We start from the raw sequence: 15964 nt of genomic DNA on the forward strand, positions 1-15964 counted from the left end.
CACATAAAACCAGCCCTTCAGGCGGGAGAGTTTATTCCCCTAAAACACATCAGACGCTGCTTTTAATTACTGAAACGGAACTCAGTCATAACAATCAAGAGGGATGCTTGATGAAGCGCAGCCATTGGTATCGTGCATTCTCGTTTAGAGGGCCAGCCGAACAGTTTTGGCTGTCATTGTTTTGCTTCTCAGGCTTGGTGATCGCCAGCTTCCTGTTGTTCGAACAACAGATCCAGGACTTCCTCACCCCTCTCAACCTGTACCAGCCTTCGACACCCACCCAGCAACTCAATCTGGCGCTGCTGCTGATCGCCCTGCTCGCGCTGGACGTAGTTTTGCCTGTGCCTTCGAGCTTGGTAGCGCTGCTGGCCGTGGCCATGCTTGGCAGTGTCGGCGGTTACCTGGTGATTTTCATTGGCCTGTGCCTGGGTGCCGGGCTGGGTTATGCGCTGGGGGCCGGCTATTTTCGTCTGCTGTCCGGCCGCCTCGGTCTGCGTCAGCCGGGGAAACTGGCGTATAGGCTGAGCACGCTGTCATTGATCTGCCTGCGCGGCGTGCCGGTATTGGCGGAAACTTCAGTAGTGGCCGCCGGTATGCAACGCTATCCGCTGCGCGCGTTCGTACTGGTCACCACCCTGGCCAATGCCGGCCTGGCACTGGCCTATAGCGCCATCGGCACCTACCTCGTCGAGCAGAACGCGCTGCTGGTAACCATCCTCGCCAGCATGGTCCTGCCCGGACTGTTTATCGCCGGATACAGCTTGTTCAAGACCTTGCGCAAGCTCGGTGCGGAGCAACCGTTGCACGGGCGCTTCGAGGTCAGTTATGACTACCCGGTGGTGTTCACCGATCACTTGTTCGACCCGCTCAATCCCTGTCTGCACCGCCAACTCACCGCCCAGCAAAGAGGCCCGGTGACGGTGTTGGTGTTCGCCGATGAACAACTGTTGCAAAGCGCCCCACACCTGTTGGAACAGATCGACGCCTACTTTGCCGCCCATGCTGCGGATCTGCATTTGCAGGCAGCGCCGATTGCGGTTCCGGCCGGTGAACTGAGCAAGGATTCACAGGTGTTGCAGCAGCTGTACAGCGACATGCTGCAACATCGGCTGGACCGGCATTGCTATGTCCTGGCGCTGGGAGGTGGCGCAGTGCTGGACTCGGTGGGTTACGCCTGCGCCACCTTCCACCGTGGCATTCGCCTGATCCGCGTCCCGAGCACGGTGCTGGCCCAGAACGACGCTGGCATCGGGGTGAAAAACGGCATCAATGCCTTCGGCCAGAAGAACCTGTTGGGGGCCTTCTACCCCGCCACTGCGGTGATCAATGACTTCCAGCTGCTGACCAGCCTCACCCGACGCGACCAGATCGCCGGGCTGGCCGAGGCGGTCAAGGTGGCGCTGATCAAGGACCAGTCATTCTTCCAATGGATGGAGCAACAGGCCGACGCCCTCGCCCACTTCGATCACCCGGCCAGCCGCTATGCCATTCGCCGCTGCGCCGAACTGCACCTGGAACACATCACCGGTGCCGGCGACCCCTTCGAACGCGGTAACGGACGGCCACTGGATTACGGGCATTGGGCCGCGCACAAACTGGAAAACCTCAGTCACCACCGGCTGCGCCATGGCGAAGCCGTGGCAGTGGGCATGGCCCTCGATGGACTTTATGCCAATGCGTTGGGGCTATTGAGCGACGCCGACACTGAACGGGTTCTGAACCTTTTACTCAAGCTCGGTTTCAACCTGTGCCCGCCGGAACTGACCTTGAAAGATGCACAGGGGCGCTCACAGGTGTTGCTCGGGCTGGAGGAATTCCGCCAGCACTTGGGCGGGCAACTCTCCATCCCCATGCTTAGCCGGATCGGCGAGTCAGTCGACCTGCATGAAATCGATGACGCGCGGATGGAGCAAGCGCTGTTGCGACTGTCCACCCGCAGCGGCCCGGCGCTCACCCTGAACGAGGGCTTCGCGCAATGAGCCAGACACCGCTGAATCTGAAGACCTGGATGACCCTCGGCCGGGTGTCCAACCTGCCCACCGTATGGACCAACACCCTGGCCGCCGCGCTGCTGGCCAGCAGTGCCGGGGCCCTGGCGCCGCCGTCGTCGTTGGTGTGGATCCTGCTGCTGGCCACACTGTCGCTGCTGTATCTGGCCGGCATGTTGTTGAACGATCTACTGGATGCCGACTGGGACCAACAACACCATAACCCTCGGCCCATCACCCTGGGCCTGGTCAGTCGACAACAAGTGCGCCTGGCCACTGTGTTGTTGCTGATGCTGGCCGCAGCCTCGGTGCTGGGTCTGAGCCGACTGATCGATCAGCCGCATTGGCTGCTGGGCAGCGTCACCCTGCTGGCGGGCTGCATCTTCGGCTACAACCTGCTGCACAAGAAGTACGCCCACAGCGTCTGGTTGATGGGCGCTTGCCGCTCGACGCTCTACCTCACGGCGGCGGCCAGCCTGGCGGTGCCTCCGGAACCGATCTGGCTCTGCGCGATTTTGCTGGGCGTCTACATCAGCGGCCTGACCTACCTCGCCCGCAATGAACACAACAACCAGTTGCTCAGCCGCCTCCCGCTGATACTGATGCTGAGTCCGCTGGCCCTGGCGATCTATTCCGACAACCTCTGGTTTTGGCCGGTGCTGCTGATATGGCTTGGCTGGCTGGGCTGGCACTACTGGCACAACCTGGCCAACCCGCAACATCGCAAGGTTCGGGCCTTTATCGGTGCCGGCCTGGCAGCCCTGCCCCTGTTCGATGCCCTGGTGATGGCCGTGGCCAATCAGCCTTTGGGCAGCCTGTTATGTGTCCTGGTGTTTTTCCTGCTCCCACACTTTCAGCGCTGGATCAAACCGACATGAAAATGGACGTCACTGCGCCGTCATCAACGGCCCTCGAAATGCGCCACGACCGCCTCGCCGAACAACGCCAGGCCTTGACCCAACAGCTCGATGAAGCCGAGCAGCAGTGGTGGCGCCAGGCACAGGAGCGGCTTACCCAACACCCGAACGCCAACACCGCGGCGCTCTTGAGCAGTCAGTGCAAGCGCAACCTCAAGGAGCATGCACTGCCCAACAATGCCGGCTGGAGCCACATCCAACTGGCGCGCGCGTTGTTGCTGGCGCAGGTCCTTGAGCAACAGCCCGCCGACGGGCAACTGCCCCTGCTGCGCCAGTTGTTTCTGTGGGGCGACGATCAGGAAAAGATCGCCACCTTGAAGGCCCTCGACTGGCTCGATAGCCGTGGGCTGTGCGTGGAGCTGGCGTTGCAGGCCGGGCGTACCAGTAACAGCCAGGTGTTTGCCGCCCTCGCCCTCGACACCCACTACCCGTCACGTCATTACCCCGAACGGGCCTTCCATCAACTGGTACTGAAGGCGTTGGGCATGGGGCTCGACGTACGACGTCTGATCGGCCTGACGCAACGACTCAGCGTCCCCCTTAATCAGTTGGCCCTCGACCTGCTGGACGAACAGCTCGCGGCCGAACGAACGGTGTCCGCCGGGTTGCCCCTGGCGATTGCCTTCAACCTGCTCAGCCCGGCGCAACACCAGCGCCTGGCAGGCCTGAGTCAGCAGCAACGCTTGCCGCCGGAATGGCGTGACCGCTTGGCCGGCACCTCACCGAACTGATGCTCAATGGCTCCCTTCCTTTGACGAGGATTCACCATGCTCAAGTACTTCGACCCGCACATTCATATGGTCAGCCGCACCACCGATGACTACCAGAACATGGCAGCCGCCGGCATTACCGGGGTTATCGAGCCGGCCTTCTGGCAGGGCCAGGCCAGGACCAGTGTCGGCAGTTTTATCGATTACTTCGACACGCTGTTGGGCTGGGAGCGCTTTCGCGCCAGCATGTTCGGCATCCATCACTTCTGCACCATCGGCCTCAACCCCAAGGAGGCCAATGACTTGTCGGTGGCCAATGAGGTGCTGGAGATTCTGCCGCGCTATCTGGTGAAAGACGGCGTCGTGGCGGTCGGCGAAATCGGCTACGACGACATCACGCCCGAGGAGGATCGCTTTCTCGCCGCTCAACTGGAGCTGGCCAAACAATTCAATTTGCCGGTGCTGGTGCACACCCCGCACCGCGACAAGATCGGCGGCACCAAACGCACCCTGGCAGTGATTCGCGAAGTGGGGATTGCCGAGCATCTGGTGATCATCGACCACCTCAATGAACTGACGCTGCCTCTGGTGCTGGACAGCGACTGCTGGCGCGGCCACTCCATCTACCCCAACACCAAAATGTCGGAACAGCGCATGGTGGCCCTGCTCCAGCAGTACGGCACCGAAAAAATGGTGGTCAACAGCGCTGCCGACTGGGGCATCAGCGACCCGCTCAAGGTGCCAAAAACGGGCCAGGCCATGTTGGCGGCCGGCTTCAGCGAGGCTCAGGTCGAACAGGTGCTGTTCCACAACCCGGTGGACTTTTTTGCCCAAAGCGGCCAAATGGATAAAGCCCTGATCAGTACCCCGCTACCCATCGATCAGCGTCGGCAGTGGCAGGAAAACTCCGCCCTGCGGGGGCAGGAACCGGTGATCAAATGAATGCCGGCACGGGGTGGGCTGCCGCGCAGGTCGGTTATTGCAGCAACGTGCATCCGACCCGTGACCTGGCCGGGCTACGGTCCTCCATCGAACAGCACTTTCAGGGCGTGCGCACGCTACGCAGGCTGAACGAGCAGGACAGTGGACTGTGGATCAGTGCCCTCGCCGCGGCCGAATTACAGCAGACATCGGCGCGTTCGGAGTTCCTGAGTCTGCTGCAACGCAGTGGGCTACGTCTGACCTCGCTTAACGGTTTTCCCTACGGCCAATTTCATGATGGCGCGGTGAAAGCCGAGGTCTACCTGCCCAGTTGGGCCGAACCAAAACGGTTGGCGTACAGCCTGAATCTGGCGCAAATCCTCGCGCTGGCCTTGCCGCCAGACTGCCATCAGGGAGTGATTTCCAGCGTGCCGCTGGGCTATGCCGCCAGTTGGAACCCGACGTTACAGCAACGTGCCGAATATCAACTGCGCCAACTCACCGCCTCACTGGCCAGGCTGCATCTGAAGACTGGCAAGAAAATCGTGTTCTGCCTGGAGATGGAGCCGGACTGCGTGCTGGAAAACACTGACCAGGCCATCGCCTTCTTCCGCCGCTGGCAAACCACTGACCCGCACTATGAGTATTTAGCGCTGTGTTTTGATGTCTGCCACCAGGCTGTGATGTTCGAAGACTGCTATCAGTCGCTGGACAGGCTGCGTCAGGCACGGGTGCCCATCGGCAAGATTCAGCTGTCCAACGCATTGATTTGTCGCCTGCCCTCTCAAGACGACAACCGGCGTGAACACGTTCTCAAGACCTTGGGCGAATTTGCCGAAACCACCTACCTGCATCAAGTGAAAGCTCGCGATGCACAGGACCGGTTAATGGCCTGGGCGGACCTTCCCGCCGCCCTCGACGATTGCGCAAAGCACCCGGGGCAATACCCCGAACTGAGGATTCATTTCCACATCCCACTGTTCAGCGAACACTTGCTGTTGCCCGAGCTCAGCGGCAGTCAGATCGCCCTGTCGCAGACCTTCGATTTTCTCGCCAGCCATGGGGATTTTCGTCCGGTGCTGGAAGTGGAAACCTACAGTTGGGGCGTCCTTCCCGTCCAGTTGCGGCCCACTACCGAGTACGCCCAACTCCAGGGGATCGCCGCAGAATTGCACTGGGTCGAAGAGCAACTGCGGCAGCGGCAATTGCTGCAACCACAAGCGCAGGAGGCGTACGCCGATGCCCTCTGATCATCCGCGTCAACCGCTGCTGCTGATCAACGTGGTCGGGCTGACGCCAGCGCTGCTGGGAGCCGCGACGCCTCACATCAATGCCCTGTTGAAAACGGCAAAAATGGCCAGCCTGCAACCGGTGTTTCCGGCCGTCACGTCGACGGTGCAGGCCTCGATCCTTACCGGCCTACCGCCGTCGGAGCACGGCATCGTGGGCAATGGCTGGTATTTTCGCGATCAGGCCGAAGTACGCTTCTGGCTGCAACCCAACGCACTGATCCAGGGTGAAAAGGTCTGGCAGGAACTCAAGCGTGAGCTACCCGGGTTTCGCTGCAGCCAGTTGTTCTGGTGGTACAACATGTACGCGGACGTGGATGCCGCCATCACCCCGCGCCCTCACTACCCGGCCGATGGCCGCAAAATGTTCGGTCTGTATTCGTCACCGGCATCGTTGCACGAGCGTATCGAGCGGCAGATTGGCGAGTTCCCTTTTCCGAGTTTTTGGGGCCCGGCGGCCGGCATTAAGTCGAGCCGCTGGATCGTCGATTGCGCCATCGCCGAATTCCAGCTCGATCGCCCTGACCTGCAGTTGATCTACCTGCCCCATCTCGACTACAGCCTGCAGCGTCTGGGCCCCGATCATCCGTCGATTGCTGACGAGGTACGGGCTATCGACAGTGAAGTCGGTCGCCTGCTGACCTTCGCCCAGGAGCAAGGCGCAGCGGTGATGCTGCTGTCCGAATACGGGATCGAAGCCGTCCAGCAATCTGTTTCGATCAACCGCGTGTTGCGCTCGGAAGGTTTGTTAGAGGTGCGCCAATCGTTGAGCTGGGAATTGCTCGACCCCGGCGCCAGCGCAGCCTTTGCCGTTGCCGATCATCAGATCGCGCATATCTACGTGAAGCAGGCTCAAGACATCCCCCGCGTCAAAGCGTTGTTGCAGCGTCAGCCCGGCATCGAGCAGGTGCTGGATAAAGCCGAGCAACGGGCCTGGCAGCTGGATCATCCTCGCAGCGGCGAGCTGGTGACCGTGGCCGCAGCGGGTTACTGGTTCGATTACTACTACTGGTTTGACGATCGCAAGGCACCCGACTTTGCCCGCACCGTGGACATCCATCGCAAGCCCGGCTACGACCCGCTGGAGCTGTTCATCGACCCGGCCATTCGTTTCCCCAAATTGAAAGTGGCGCGCCGCCTGCTGCAGAAAAAGCTCGGCTTTCGCTACTACATGGACCTGATCCCGCTGGACACCGGACTGGTCCGCGGCAGTCATGGCCGCCTGCCCGGTAGCGCGCAGACCGGCCCGCTGCTCATCACCAATTGTGATCTGCCGTTGCCGCAACACCTTGCGGCCACGGCAGTGAAACAACTGCTCCTGCAGCATTTCCTGGGGCACCCACACACCGACCTGGCCAATGCCAAGGAGCTTCCATGCGGCGAGCCATTTCTATAACCGTTCTCAGTGCACTGGCCGGATTGGCTCAGGCTGAGAACACCAACACCTTCGACTGCAACAATTTCATGCAGTTTGGAGGAAACATCGACAAGACCCGGGCCGAATTTACCCAGGGTCCCGAAACCTTGACCTGGAACTGGTTCGTCTGCCTGAACCAGCCTGCCGCCGCGAACAGTCCCGATCGGGTGTGGGAAACCATGAAGCCCTCGGATCAGGTCTACCTGAGCAACGGCGCCGCGCCCCTGCCATACGGCAAGAGCGCCCCGCTTCCATCCGACGTGCTTAAACAGGCCAAAGATCAGGGCATGGACGTCAATCGCACGTTCCACAACCTGAACGCCACGCAACAGGTGGACGGTCTGATCCTGGAGATGGGCGGCGCGGTGCCGGACGCAGAAAAAGGCCAGCCGGTGCGTTTCCAACTGTTGATGGGCCAAGACACGTTCGATTACATCGTGCAGAAACAGGTCTACAACATGAATGGCCAAGCCGCCCTGACCAGCGACCTGACATTCCCCTCCAGCGCCTGGGAGTTGAAAGCCTCCTGGCTGTGGATCGGCAACAATCCGAGCTACCAGAAGCAACTGGCAAGCGATGGTTACTACATCGCCCAGGCCTATTATCAGCAGGGTAATGAATATCTGGTCGGCTATGCCGCGCTGAGCGGCTTGCACGTCATCAACAAGCTAAACCCCGACTGGGTCTGGACCACCTTCGAAAATCGCAACAACAGTAAGTACACCGTGACCAATGCGATCCCGTCCACCCCAATGACCAACAGCACCGGACCGACACCGGCTGCCCAACCGGTGAACACCGACTTCCAGGCCAGATACCCTGCCCTGGCGCAGTACGAACTGATCGGCACCCAATCCCAGACAACACCGACATTGCTCGCCAACTCCCAGCTCGAGTCAGCCTTTCAGAGCCAGTCCTCCTGTTTCGCCTGCCACGGTACGGCCGCGTACTCAAAAAAGAACGGCTACTTCAATTTCGCTCTGAAAGAACAGGGCGGCCTTGTTTACCCAACTGCCCCGCTGCCGGCATCCGATTTTGTCGGTTACAACAAACTGGACTTTGTCTGGTCGCTGAAGCGCGCCCAGTGGCAACGCTAAGGAGCATGACATGAGCGTATTGAATTTCCCTCGCATCTACCTCAACGGCCATATGTTCTGGAACCCGCCGACGGCCAACAACAACGATATGTACCCGCTCTACGATGCGGTAAAAATGCGGATGAACTGGCGGTTTCTTGATTACTACAACATCACACCAGAAAATGCCGCCAGCACACTGATGCCCTGGACGATCGCCCCTCGGGTGTTACACGAGGCGCCCAATTACGTCACGCAGGTGCCGGGCAACGTCTCACAGAATCCTCCGATAATGATCCCCGGAGAATGGAACCTGTTTGGTGACAACGCCTGTGGCACCGTCAGCTACAACCAGACCCAGTCCGTCATCATCGGCGGCGAACTCCCGAACGGTGGGTACGTTGACCAGGATGCCCTGATTAACCAGAGCTACAATTTGCTCGGCAATCCCTTTGGCAGCACAAGCCCCACCGCGGCCCGCTTTGTCGACGTCAGCCCCTGGCAGAACACCTTCACCGCGTTGTACTTCGACAAACTGGTGTTGGGCGACGACCAATGCGGCCTGACGCTCAAGCGTCAATATCGGATGCTCGATCGCTTCCTGAACTTCAAATGGGCAAACCTGGGTGGCCTGATCTATGTGACCACCACGTGGCAAACCTGCTTCCCGAAAGAAAATCTGGCCTGGGCGATCGGCAATTCGGCCCTGCTGAAAAATCTCCAGGAACAGATGGAACAACAAAAAGCCAAAGGCCTGATGTTCCGGTTTTCCACCTACCTGACCTGCTACGACAAAAACGGCATTTTCAACAACTACCCGCCCTTCAACAGCCGTTCCACCACCCCGTCGGCCCTGGCCAAAGTCCAGGAGATGTATCAGAAAGGGCTGGACAACGTCGCCAGCATTTTCTTCAACCCCGCCTACAGCAGCACCGTAGGCACCCTGGGCCTGTGGTTTGACGACGAGTTTCCCACCGCGCCGGCCGGGCGGCGTCTGATCCCTTGCGACGCGGTGACTCTACAAAAAACCGGGGACGCCCCCAAACAGGCGACACTGGGCGTAATCTCGGCACAGGCCCATGGCGATACCTTATCGCTGGATCTGGGCAACACCTTCCCGAGCTATCCGATCGACCCGGCCGCTGACATCCCGGTGGCAGAAAAATTCGATGCCGGCAGCTACCAACTCGGGATACGCCAAGACGGGCAATTCACTCCGTTGGCGAGTATTGGCTTTGAGGACTATGAGCAGGCGGCTTTCGATAAACGCTCCGGCATCCTTGATCTGCCTCTCAGTGCCGACGCACAGAAAAAGCTGCAAACCGGATCATTGGAGCTGCAACTAGCGGGAACAAACCCGGTGCTAGCCGCAGCCCAGCAGATGTGGACTGCAGAAGTGGTCGAGAGCGCAAGTTTCATCGACGTCGGCGACAGCAAGACGCTGCAGATCATGGTGCAATATGACGGTCTGCCGGCACCGGCCGGCACCGTGCTATCGGTGGCGGAGTATGGCAACGCCTACATGATGTGCACGACCGATTACTATCTGGCGTTCAGCAACCCGGCCGACTTTACGTTGTTCTACGACGATCCGGAAAATCGCGGCAAGAACAGATCCAACCTGCCGCAATTTAGCGATACCCCTGCGATACCCAGCCAAGTGACGGAGGGCACTGGCCGTAGGCTCATGGCGACGCGGGCCGCCGAGCCATCCGGTACCGAGGTGCCGGTGAGCTATCTGCAATACCTGCCGACACCCGGTTCGGTCGCCCTGAGCCCCTGCCTGTCGTTCGACAATCCAATCCGTATGGAAGGTGTTCTGCAGGACTCCCAGAACAGCGCCGTGCACTACTGCCTGACGCAGATTCAAACCGACGCCAATGGCATCGCCCGACTGACCGTCAAGGCAAAGGCCCCGGGCTTTCCGACTTTGCGTTTCTTCGTGCATGAAGGAGAGCAGACACCCGTCATCCCCTTCAGTTTCCCGCTCTCGCAGGCTTATACCGACTTCCTCGCACCGATGCGCATCCTGCCGCTGGAGCCGCAAATGCAGAAGGATTTTGTCGATGAGTGGAACCGCATTTATCAGCGCCCGGATGCCAGCACCTTGATCTGGGAGACCTTCATCTACCCACGCATCCTGCAGCCCTTCTATTACATGTACCCGATCATGAGCAAATATATGCCGCTCAATTCGCTGCACCGGATAGAGGGTGCCGTCGACCAACTCATTGTGCTGATCAGCAAGGAATATCAGGAAGAAAGCACCCTGGCGATGCCCATTACCCGAGATATGCCGCAAAGCCGACGCGCAGTACTGGAGCTCTGGGCGCAGTCCTTGGTGAAACGCAATTACCCGCCCTTCCCCCTCAGCATGAGCGATTACAAACAAGGCTAAACAACAACGCTTCAAGCAGGACCACCGGGTGACGAGCCTGTCACCCGGAATTTCACAGGAGTGTCATATGAAAGCCAGCATCTTGAACCGACTGTTGCTGCTGACCCTGCTGCTCAGCCCAGCCCTTTTCGCCCAGGAGGACAGCGGCGCCATCTACTTCACCATGGGAGTGCACAACACCCAGGGGTGCGATGAGCAGAACGGCAACTGCATCGCCAAACGCGCACCGGGCGACCCTTCCGATCCGTTCTTTCCGGCGTTCTGGATCAGCAACTGGACCATGTACCGAGTGATGCACAACTACGAAAAAAATCAGCCGCCGTACAGCAACCCACCTGCCACTCTGACCCCGGCGGACTACACCGTCTCCCGCGGGACCAGCTACTACGACACGACCTATATCCCGCCGGATGGCGACGGCTTCGGCGCCATGATGGAGCACTACGAGAAGTACTGTCTGCCGATCTTCCCGATCAAGAACAACAACTACACCTGCTCGTTCGTATCCCTTGGCAACAAGGCGTATTTCCTGACGTACCCGCAAGACCGCCCCAAAGACATGCCGGCCTGCTGCATGTTTTCACCGATGAATCATCCGCCTCGGCAAGACTTCATCGAGCACCTGCCCTACAGCGCCGAACGCAGCAAAAACCTCGACGCCAGCGTGCAGGCCTACGCCCTGGACCTCGAATCACCGCAAGGTCCGATCCTGTTCGGCTATGCCTTTTACAAAAAACCGTCGGGACAGCCGCCGTACCGGCATCCCCAGTCGTTCTTTTTTTCCGGGGACACCAGCGTCGCCAATGCGCCCATCGTCAGCCAGAACTACACCGACTTCCGCATCGCCAAACCGGACCCGGCCCAGACCTGGGCACAGGTAGCCGCCATGTGCCCGTCGAATCCGCCGCCCTGCCAATTGTTTGAGCCACCGGCGTCACAGAGCAACGGCCACAAGGCGCAATGGAACAAGCTCATGCAACGCAAACCCTGACCAATGACGAAGGATCGCCATGAAAACCACACTCCGTCTCTCCGTGATGTTATTGGGCCTGGCCAGTCTGCCGGCACTGGCCCGGGAACAGGCAATGCCGTCGACGCAGGCCACCAACCTGAATTGCCAGCCCCCCAGCACCGCGCCGGCCGCCACCGCCAGTCAGGATCTGTTCGATCAATACAGCTGGCAGATGTTCATCGCCTTGAGCTGGCCGGCACAGGACGGGCAGCGAGGTAATCCCGACTGCAGCAAACAGCCCGGGGATGCCGGCTACACCGTCTGGCAGACCTACAAAACCGTAGAGGAAATCTTTCTGCCGGGAGCAACCAACCCTGGCCCGTGGAATAGCCCGCAGGCCGCAAAAAGCCTGGGGATCATCAACATCGCCGCGCTGAAGAACAGCTCACAGGTGAATGCCGTCGATCAGGCCGTCGGCGGCTGGCTGATCGACCAGGCCCGTAACCCGACCTACTACGACATCTCGGCCAACGAGACCTCTTACAACTACATCGTCGGCAACAGTTTTTATAACGCCGATGTCGTTTCCAAAGCCAACAACATCCAGTTTCCCTATGGCGTCATTGAGGTCAAATCGAGCTGGCGCGTCCTCACGACCGCTGACAACGCCAGCCACTACCTAACCATGCTCGCGCGCGTGGCCAAGTTCAACGACCAAGGCCAGCGCATCGGTGTCACCGAGGCGTACCTGGGTCTGGTGGGCCTGCACATCATCACCAAGGCGAACGGTTATCCACAGTGGATCTGGTCGACATTCGAGCAGGTCGATAACGTTCCGCCCAAGGCGCTGGTGAACGGCCAGTGGGTCGACCAACCGGCATCCGGCACGGCCTATTCCTACTTCAACGCCGCGGCCCCCGCCGTCACCCTCAACCAGTCGCCCTGCGATTGGCAGACTCAAGACGCGCATTTGGTCTGCGTACCCAAACCCGGCACCACGTTCCAGACCCCGAACCCGCTGAACCGGGTCACCCCGATTGCCGAAGTCACCAATGGGGTCAACGCCAATTACCGCTCCGATCCGGGGCTGCAAAGAAGCGCGTTGAAGTATTACCAGCTCATCACCACCCAACGCCCGCTGATGCCGGACAACCCTGGCAATCCACTGGGCCAGCCGACGCCTTCGCTCTCGGCCAACGTGACCATGGAGAGCTATATCCAGCCCAACAGCAGTTGCATGAACTGCCACTCCATGGCGACACCGGTCAAAAGCCCCTACAAGTCCGACTACTCCTACCTGTTCAAATTCGCCAATGCGCCTATCGGCAAAACCATCAAGGACGAGGAATAAATCATGAGCATCCTGAACGGCCCACGACTGAATTTCTGGGGCGGCATCCGCACGGATGTCAGCTTGCCGAACAACTCCCCGACTATCCCTCAAGGAGAGCCTGACGGCTGGCCGCTCTTCGACCTGACCACCTCGACCCTGGCGCCGGGCGCCCAGTCTTACACCGACGATCAACTGAACGACATGATCAATGCCCCAAACGGCGACTACTACACCGCTGGCGGCTGGAATCACTACGGGCAGCATGTCGTTGATATGCAGAGCGCCTTGATCAGTTCCCAGGGGAATCCGGGCAACATCAGCACGACGGGCGATCAGGTCGGCCAGCCTGTCTATCTGCTCGGTTCAGTGGACCCGGTAACCGGACAGGGGCCTGTTTCCGGCCCGATGATGGTGGACCTGGACCCCACCGCCACAAACACCACCCAGATATTCGTCGGCGGCCTGCAGATTGGCGGGAGCGACAACATCCAGTTGCTGATTCGCGCCAACACGGTCTGCAGCAGCCTGGATGTCAAAAAGAGGATTCTGGAGCCAGAGGATATGGATGCGCCGGGTTCTTTCCGCCTCAGCGGTACGTTTCAGCTGACCTTTCCCCTGAGCAGCATCGTGAGCTGGAACCAGAACAGCAGTGGCCTGCAGTCGATCATTCAGGCACCGGGGGCAACGGGGATCGTCCTGCGCTTCGTCATGTTCGAAATGTGCCCCGAGATGACCACCGAACAACTGGATGCCGATTATGCCGCTGGCAGAAACACCCCCAACCCGAGCATCGGCCGGGTCATCGGCACACTGGCCCCAGCCTTCGCCGACGAACCGATGAACTGCCAGCCGGGCCGGCAACTGGTCAACAAGTACACGAATAGCACCGGCTATGCCGATCTGGGCGACAGTGGCCTCCTGAGCATCGACATGGTGAACGTCATCCCGAAACAAAACTTCAGGGTCGTCAGGGACGACATCACTAGCCCCATCGGACCCAACGCTAATTACGGTCCCGTCACCATTACTGCAGGCGCTACCACCCTGACCACCCTCGACCCGACCAGCAGCCCTTTGTTCAACTACTACGTGTATGGCGGCATCGTCGACCTGCCCCTGAGTTCCAGCCAGCAGCTAGCGGTGCAGAAAAACCCACTGGCCATCAACGCGCCCGACACGGTCTACAAGTCGACGCTTCACGCAACCGAATCGATCTATCGGGTGTATGCCGATCAGCGCAACGTTTATCTGGAGGACCACCCCAATGGCCTGTCGATCACCCTGCAGGTCAGGCATCTGGGCGTTCCGGTCGACAGTGCTACCGAAATCGACCTGAAGGCAACCCCCCCTGCTTTATACGATCAACCGCAAAACTGGGACTTCCTCGACTTCCCTGCCTCACTGACCGTAAACACCGGTCAGCTCGCCGTCAGTTTCCCCGTCACGGTAAAACCGGGTACTGCCGCCCAGGCGGGTTTCGTCGCCCTGACCTACACAGTCAACGGCCTTGCAAGTGGCAGCTATTTCACCAGCTTTCGCAAATACGCACAGACCGACTTCGGCATCCCCGCGGGCACCACCATCACCTGGCCGCTGATGTATCCGAACGTCTTGCGTTTTCACTACCTGGCCTTCCCCGCCATGTCTCGTTACATCCCGCTCAATCAGCCCGACGCAATCATGGCCGCCAAGAATCCGATCCTCGCCCGAACCTCGGATGCCTACAAAGGCACCACGCTGTTCATGCCTGTGGTGCGCTCGATGTCTCCCTGCCAGCGCGCACTGCTGCGGGCCTATCTCACGGGTGAACCGTGGCAACCGCCGCAGTAGTCGCGCCCACCCCTTGCCCATGGAGAGAGACCTATGCAAATTCCCGTTCATATCCCTGCGCGACCCAGCGAAACCCTGTGCCCGAGCACCATCATCGCTGAAGGCCTGCTGAACCCCCGCGGCGTCTGTGTGCAAGCCGATGGCAGTCTGCTGCTGACCGAAGCCGGCTCAGGCCTGCCAGACCAGCCCTTCAGCGGCCGTATCAGTCGACTGCGACCGGATCCGTCCAGCCCCGGCGCCTATCTGCCCCGCGAAATACTCGCGCAAGGTTTTCGCGCCATGAACATGCAGGCCCGCATGCTGCGCGATGAAATCATGGGGCTGTCGGACATCGCCTGCGGTGACGGGCGCTGTCTGGTCAGCCAGACCGATTATGTCGAGGGCTCTAAACTGCTGGACCTGCAATACACCCCGCCCGAGCCGGTGTTTCACAGCCGTGGCAATCTGAATGCGCTGTGTTACCACCCGACCCGGCGCAGCTGGCTGGCCGTCAAACCCGATACCAATCAATTGGTGGAGTTCAGCACCGGCCAGAACGAGCGCGTACTGGTCCAATTACCCGAACTGGAGCTGGGCCAGGAAGCCGTGCCCGTGACCCTGGTGTACGAACCGGCGACAGACGCCGTGCTGATCAGCCTGTTCTCCGGAGAACTGCAAGGCGATCCGACCCGCAAGGGCATCGACTTTGCCGACAAGGCAGGCCAAGTGATTCGGGTCTGGCCGGCCAGCGGACAAATCGACATCCTGATTCGCGGTCTGCAACTGCCTACCGGACTGGCGCTGTGTCCGCAAGGGAACGTGCTGGTCCTGGAGCTCTGCAATCGTCTGCAGCAGCCCTTGCCGCCTGACTGGAATGGCGAAGTACTCCATGGCGGCTTTACCCGATTCACGGGTCGACTGTTGAGCTGCAACCTGCAAACAGCCCAAGTCGCCGTGCTCGCCCGCGACCTGGATACCCCTTCCAACCTGTGCGTGTTGAAGGATGCGGTACTGGTGAGCGAAGGCATGGGATTAGCGGGCCGGCCACTGCCTACGCCAGACAACAACGTCGTCCCGTTGAGCGGCAGACTCCGTCGGGTGCAGCTCTGAAAAGCACCTGTCTGGCGCCAGACCTACGCGGGAAAGGGCCGGCT

General features: G+C 60.0%; 12 protein-coding genes. All 12 read left to right on the forward strand.

Annotation, left to right across the window (positions count from 1 at the left end; genetic code table 11):
* Window positions 1-110 precede the first annotated feature (110 nt).
* The gene (locus tag AC1MEW_RS22315; protein ID WP_322268352.1) at window positions 111-1979 is read left to right on the forward strand and encodes a 3-dehydroquinate synthase; all 1869 of its coding nucleotides are present in this window, start codon (window positions 111-113) and stop codon (window positions 1977-1979) included.
* Window positions 1976-2866: a UbiA family prenyltransferase gene (locus tag AC1MEW_RS22320; protein WP_322268350.1), complete on the forward strand. Its 891-nt coding sequence runs from the start codon at window positions 1976-1978 to the stop codon at window positions 2864-2866. Before AC1MEW_RS22315 ends, AC1MEW_RS22320 begins: the two co-directional genes overlap by 4 nt.
* Window positions 2863-3636: an EboA domain-containing protein gene (locus tag AC1MEW_RS22325; protein ID WP_322268348.1), complete on the forward strand. Its 774-nt coding sequence runs from the start codon at window positions 2863-2865 to the stop codon at window positions 3634-3636. Before AC1MEW_RS22320 ends, AC1MEW_RS22325 begins: the two co-directional genes overlap by 4 nt.
* A gap of 36 nt (window positions 3637-3672) precedes the next feature.
* Window positions 3673-4557: a TatD family hydrolase gene (locus AC1MEW_RS22330; RefSeq protein ID WP_201256867.1), complete on the forward strand. Its 885-nt coding sequence runs from the start codon at window positions 3673-3675 to the stop codon at window positions 4555-4557.
* Window positions 4554-5786: a metabolite traffic protein EboE gene (gene eboE / locus AC1MEW_RS22335; protein WP_480423701.1), complete on the forward strand. Its 1233-nt coding sequence runs from the start codon at window positions 4554-4556 to the stop codon at window positions 5784-5786. Before AC1MEW_RS22330 ends, eboE begins: the two co-directional genes overlap by 4 nt.
* A complete protein-coding gene (locus AC1MEW_RS22340; RefSeq protein ID WP_201256869.1) occupies window positions 5776-7221 on the forward strand; it encodes an alkaline phosphatase family protein in 1446 nt (481 codons plus the stop codon). Before eboE ends, AC1MEW_RS22340 begins: the two co-directional genes overlap by 11 nt.
* Window positions 7200-8339 (forward strand): hypothetical protein, encoded by a 1140-nt coding sequence (locus AC1MEW_RS22345; RefSeq protein ID WP_201256870.1) that lies wholly within the window; start codon window positions 7200-7202, stop codon window positions 8337-8339. The genes AC1MEW_RS22340 and AC1MEW_RS22345 overlap by 22 nt, the downstream gene beginning before the upstream one ends.
* Window positions 8340-8349: 10 nt before the next feature.
* Entirely contained in the window at window positions 8350-10716 is a 2367-nt protein-coding gene (locus AC1MEW_RS22350; RefSeq protein ID WP_322268345.1) for a hypothetical protein, read from the forward strand.
* Window positions 10717-10783: 67 nt separating this feature from the next.
* The gene (locus tag AC1MEW_RS22355) at window positions 10784-11707 is read left to right on the forward strand and encodes a hypothetical protein (protein ID WP_201256872.1); all 924 of its coding nucleotides are present in this window, start codon (window positions 10784-10786) and stop codon (window positions 11705-11707) included.
* A 19-nt stretch (window positions 11708-11726) separates the two neighbouring features.
* Window positions 11727-13019 carry a hypothetical protein gene (locus tag AC1MEW_RS22360; protein ID WP_323570191.1) on the forward strand — a complete coding sequence of 431 codons (1293 nt, stop codon included), beginning with the start codon at window positions 11727-11729 and terminating at the stop codon, window positions 13017-13019.
* Between the two features lie 3 nt (window positions 13020-13022).
* Window positions 13023-14831 carry a hypothetical protein gene (locus tag AC1MEW_RS22365; RefSeq protein ID WP_323570192.1) on the forward strand — a complete coding sequence of 603 codons (1809 nt, stop codon included), beginning with the start codon at window positions 13023-13025 and terminating at the stop codon, window positions 14829-14831.
* 33 nt (window positions 14832-14864) lie between these two features.
* A complete protein-coding gene (locus AC1MEW_RS22370) occupies window positions 14865-15920 on the forward strand; it encodes a hypothetical protein (RefSeq protein ID WP_322268344.1) in 1056 nt (351 codons plus the stop codon).
* Window positions 15921-15964 lie beyond the last annotated feature (44 nt).

The organism is Pseudomonas sp. ASL4 (assembly GCF_056680395.1).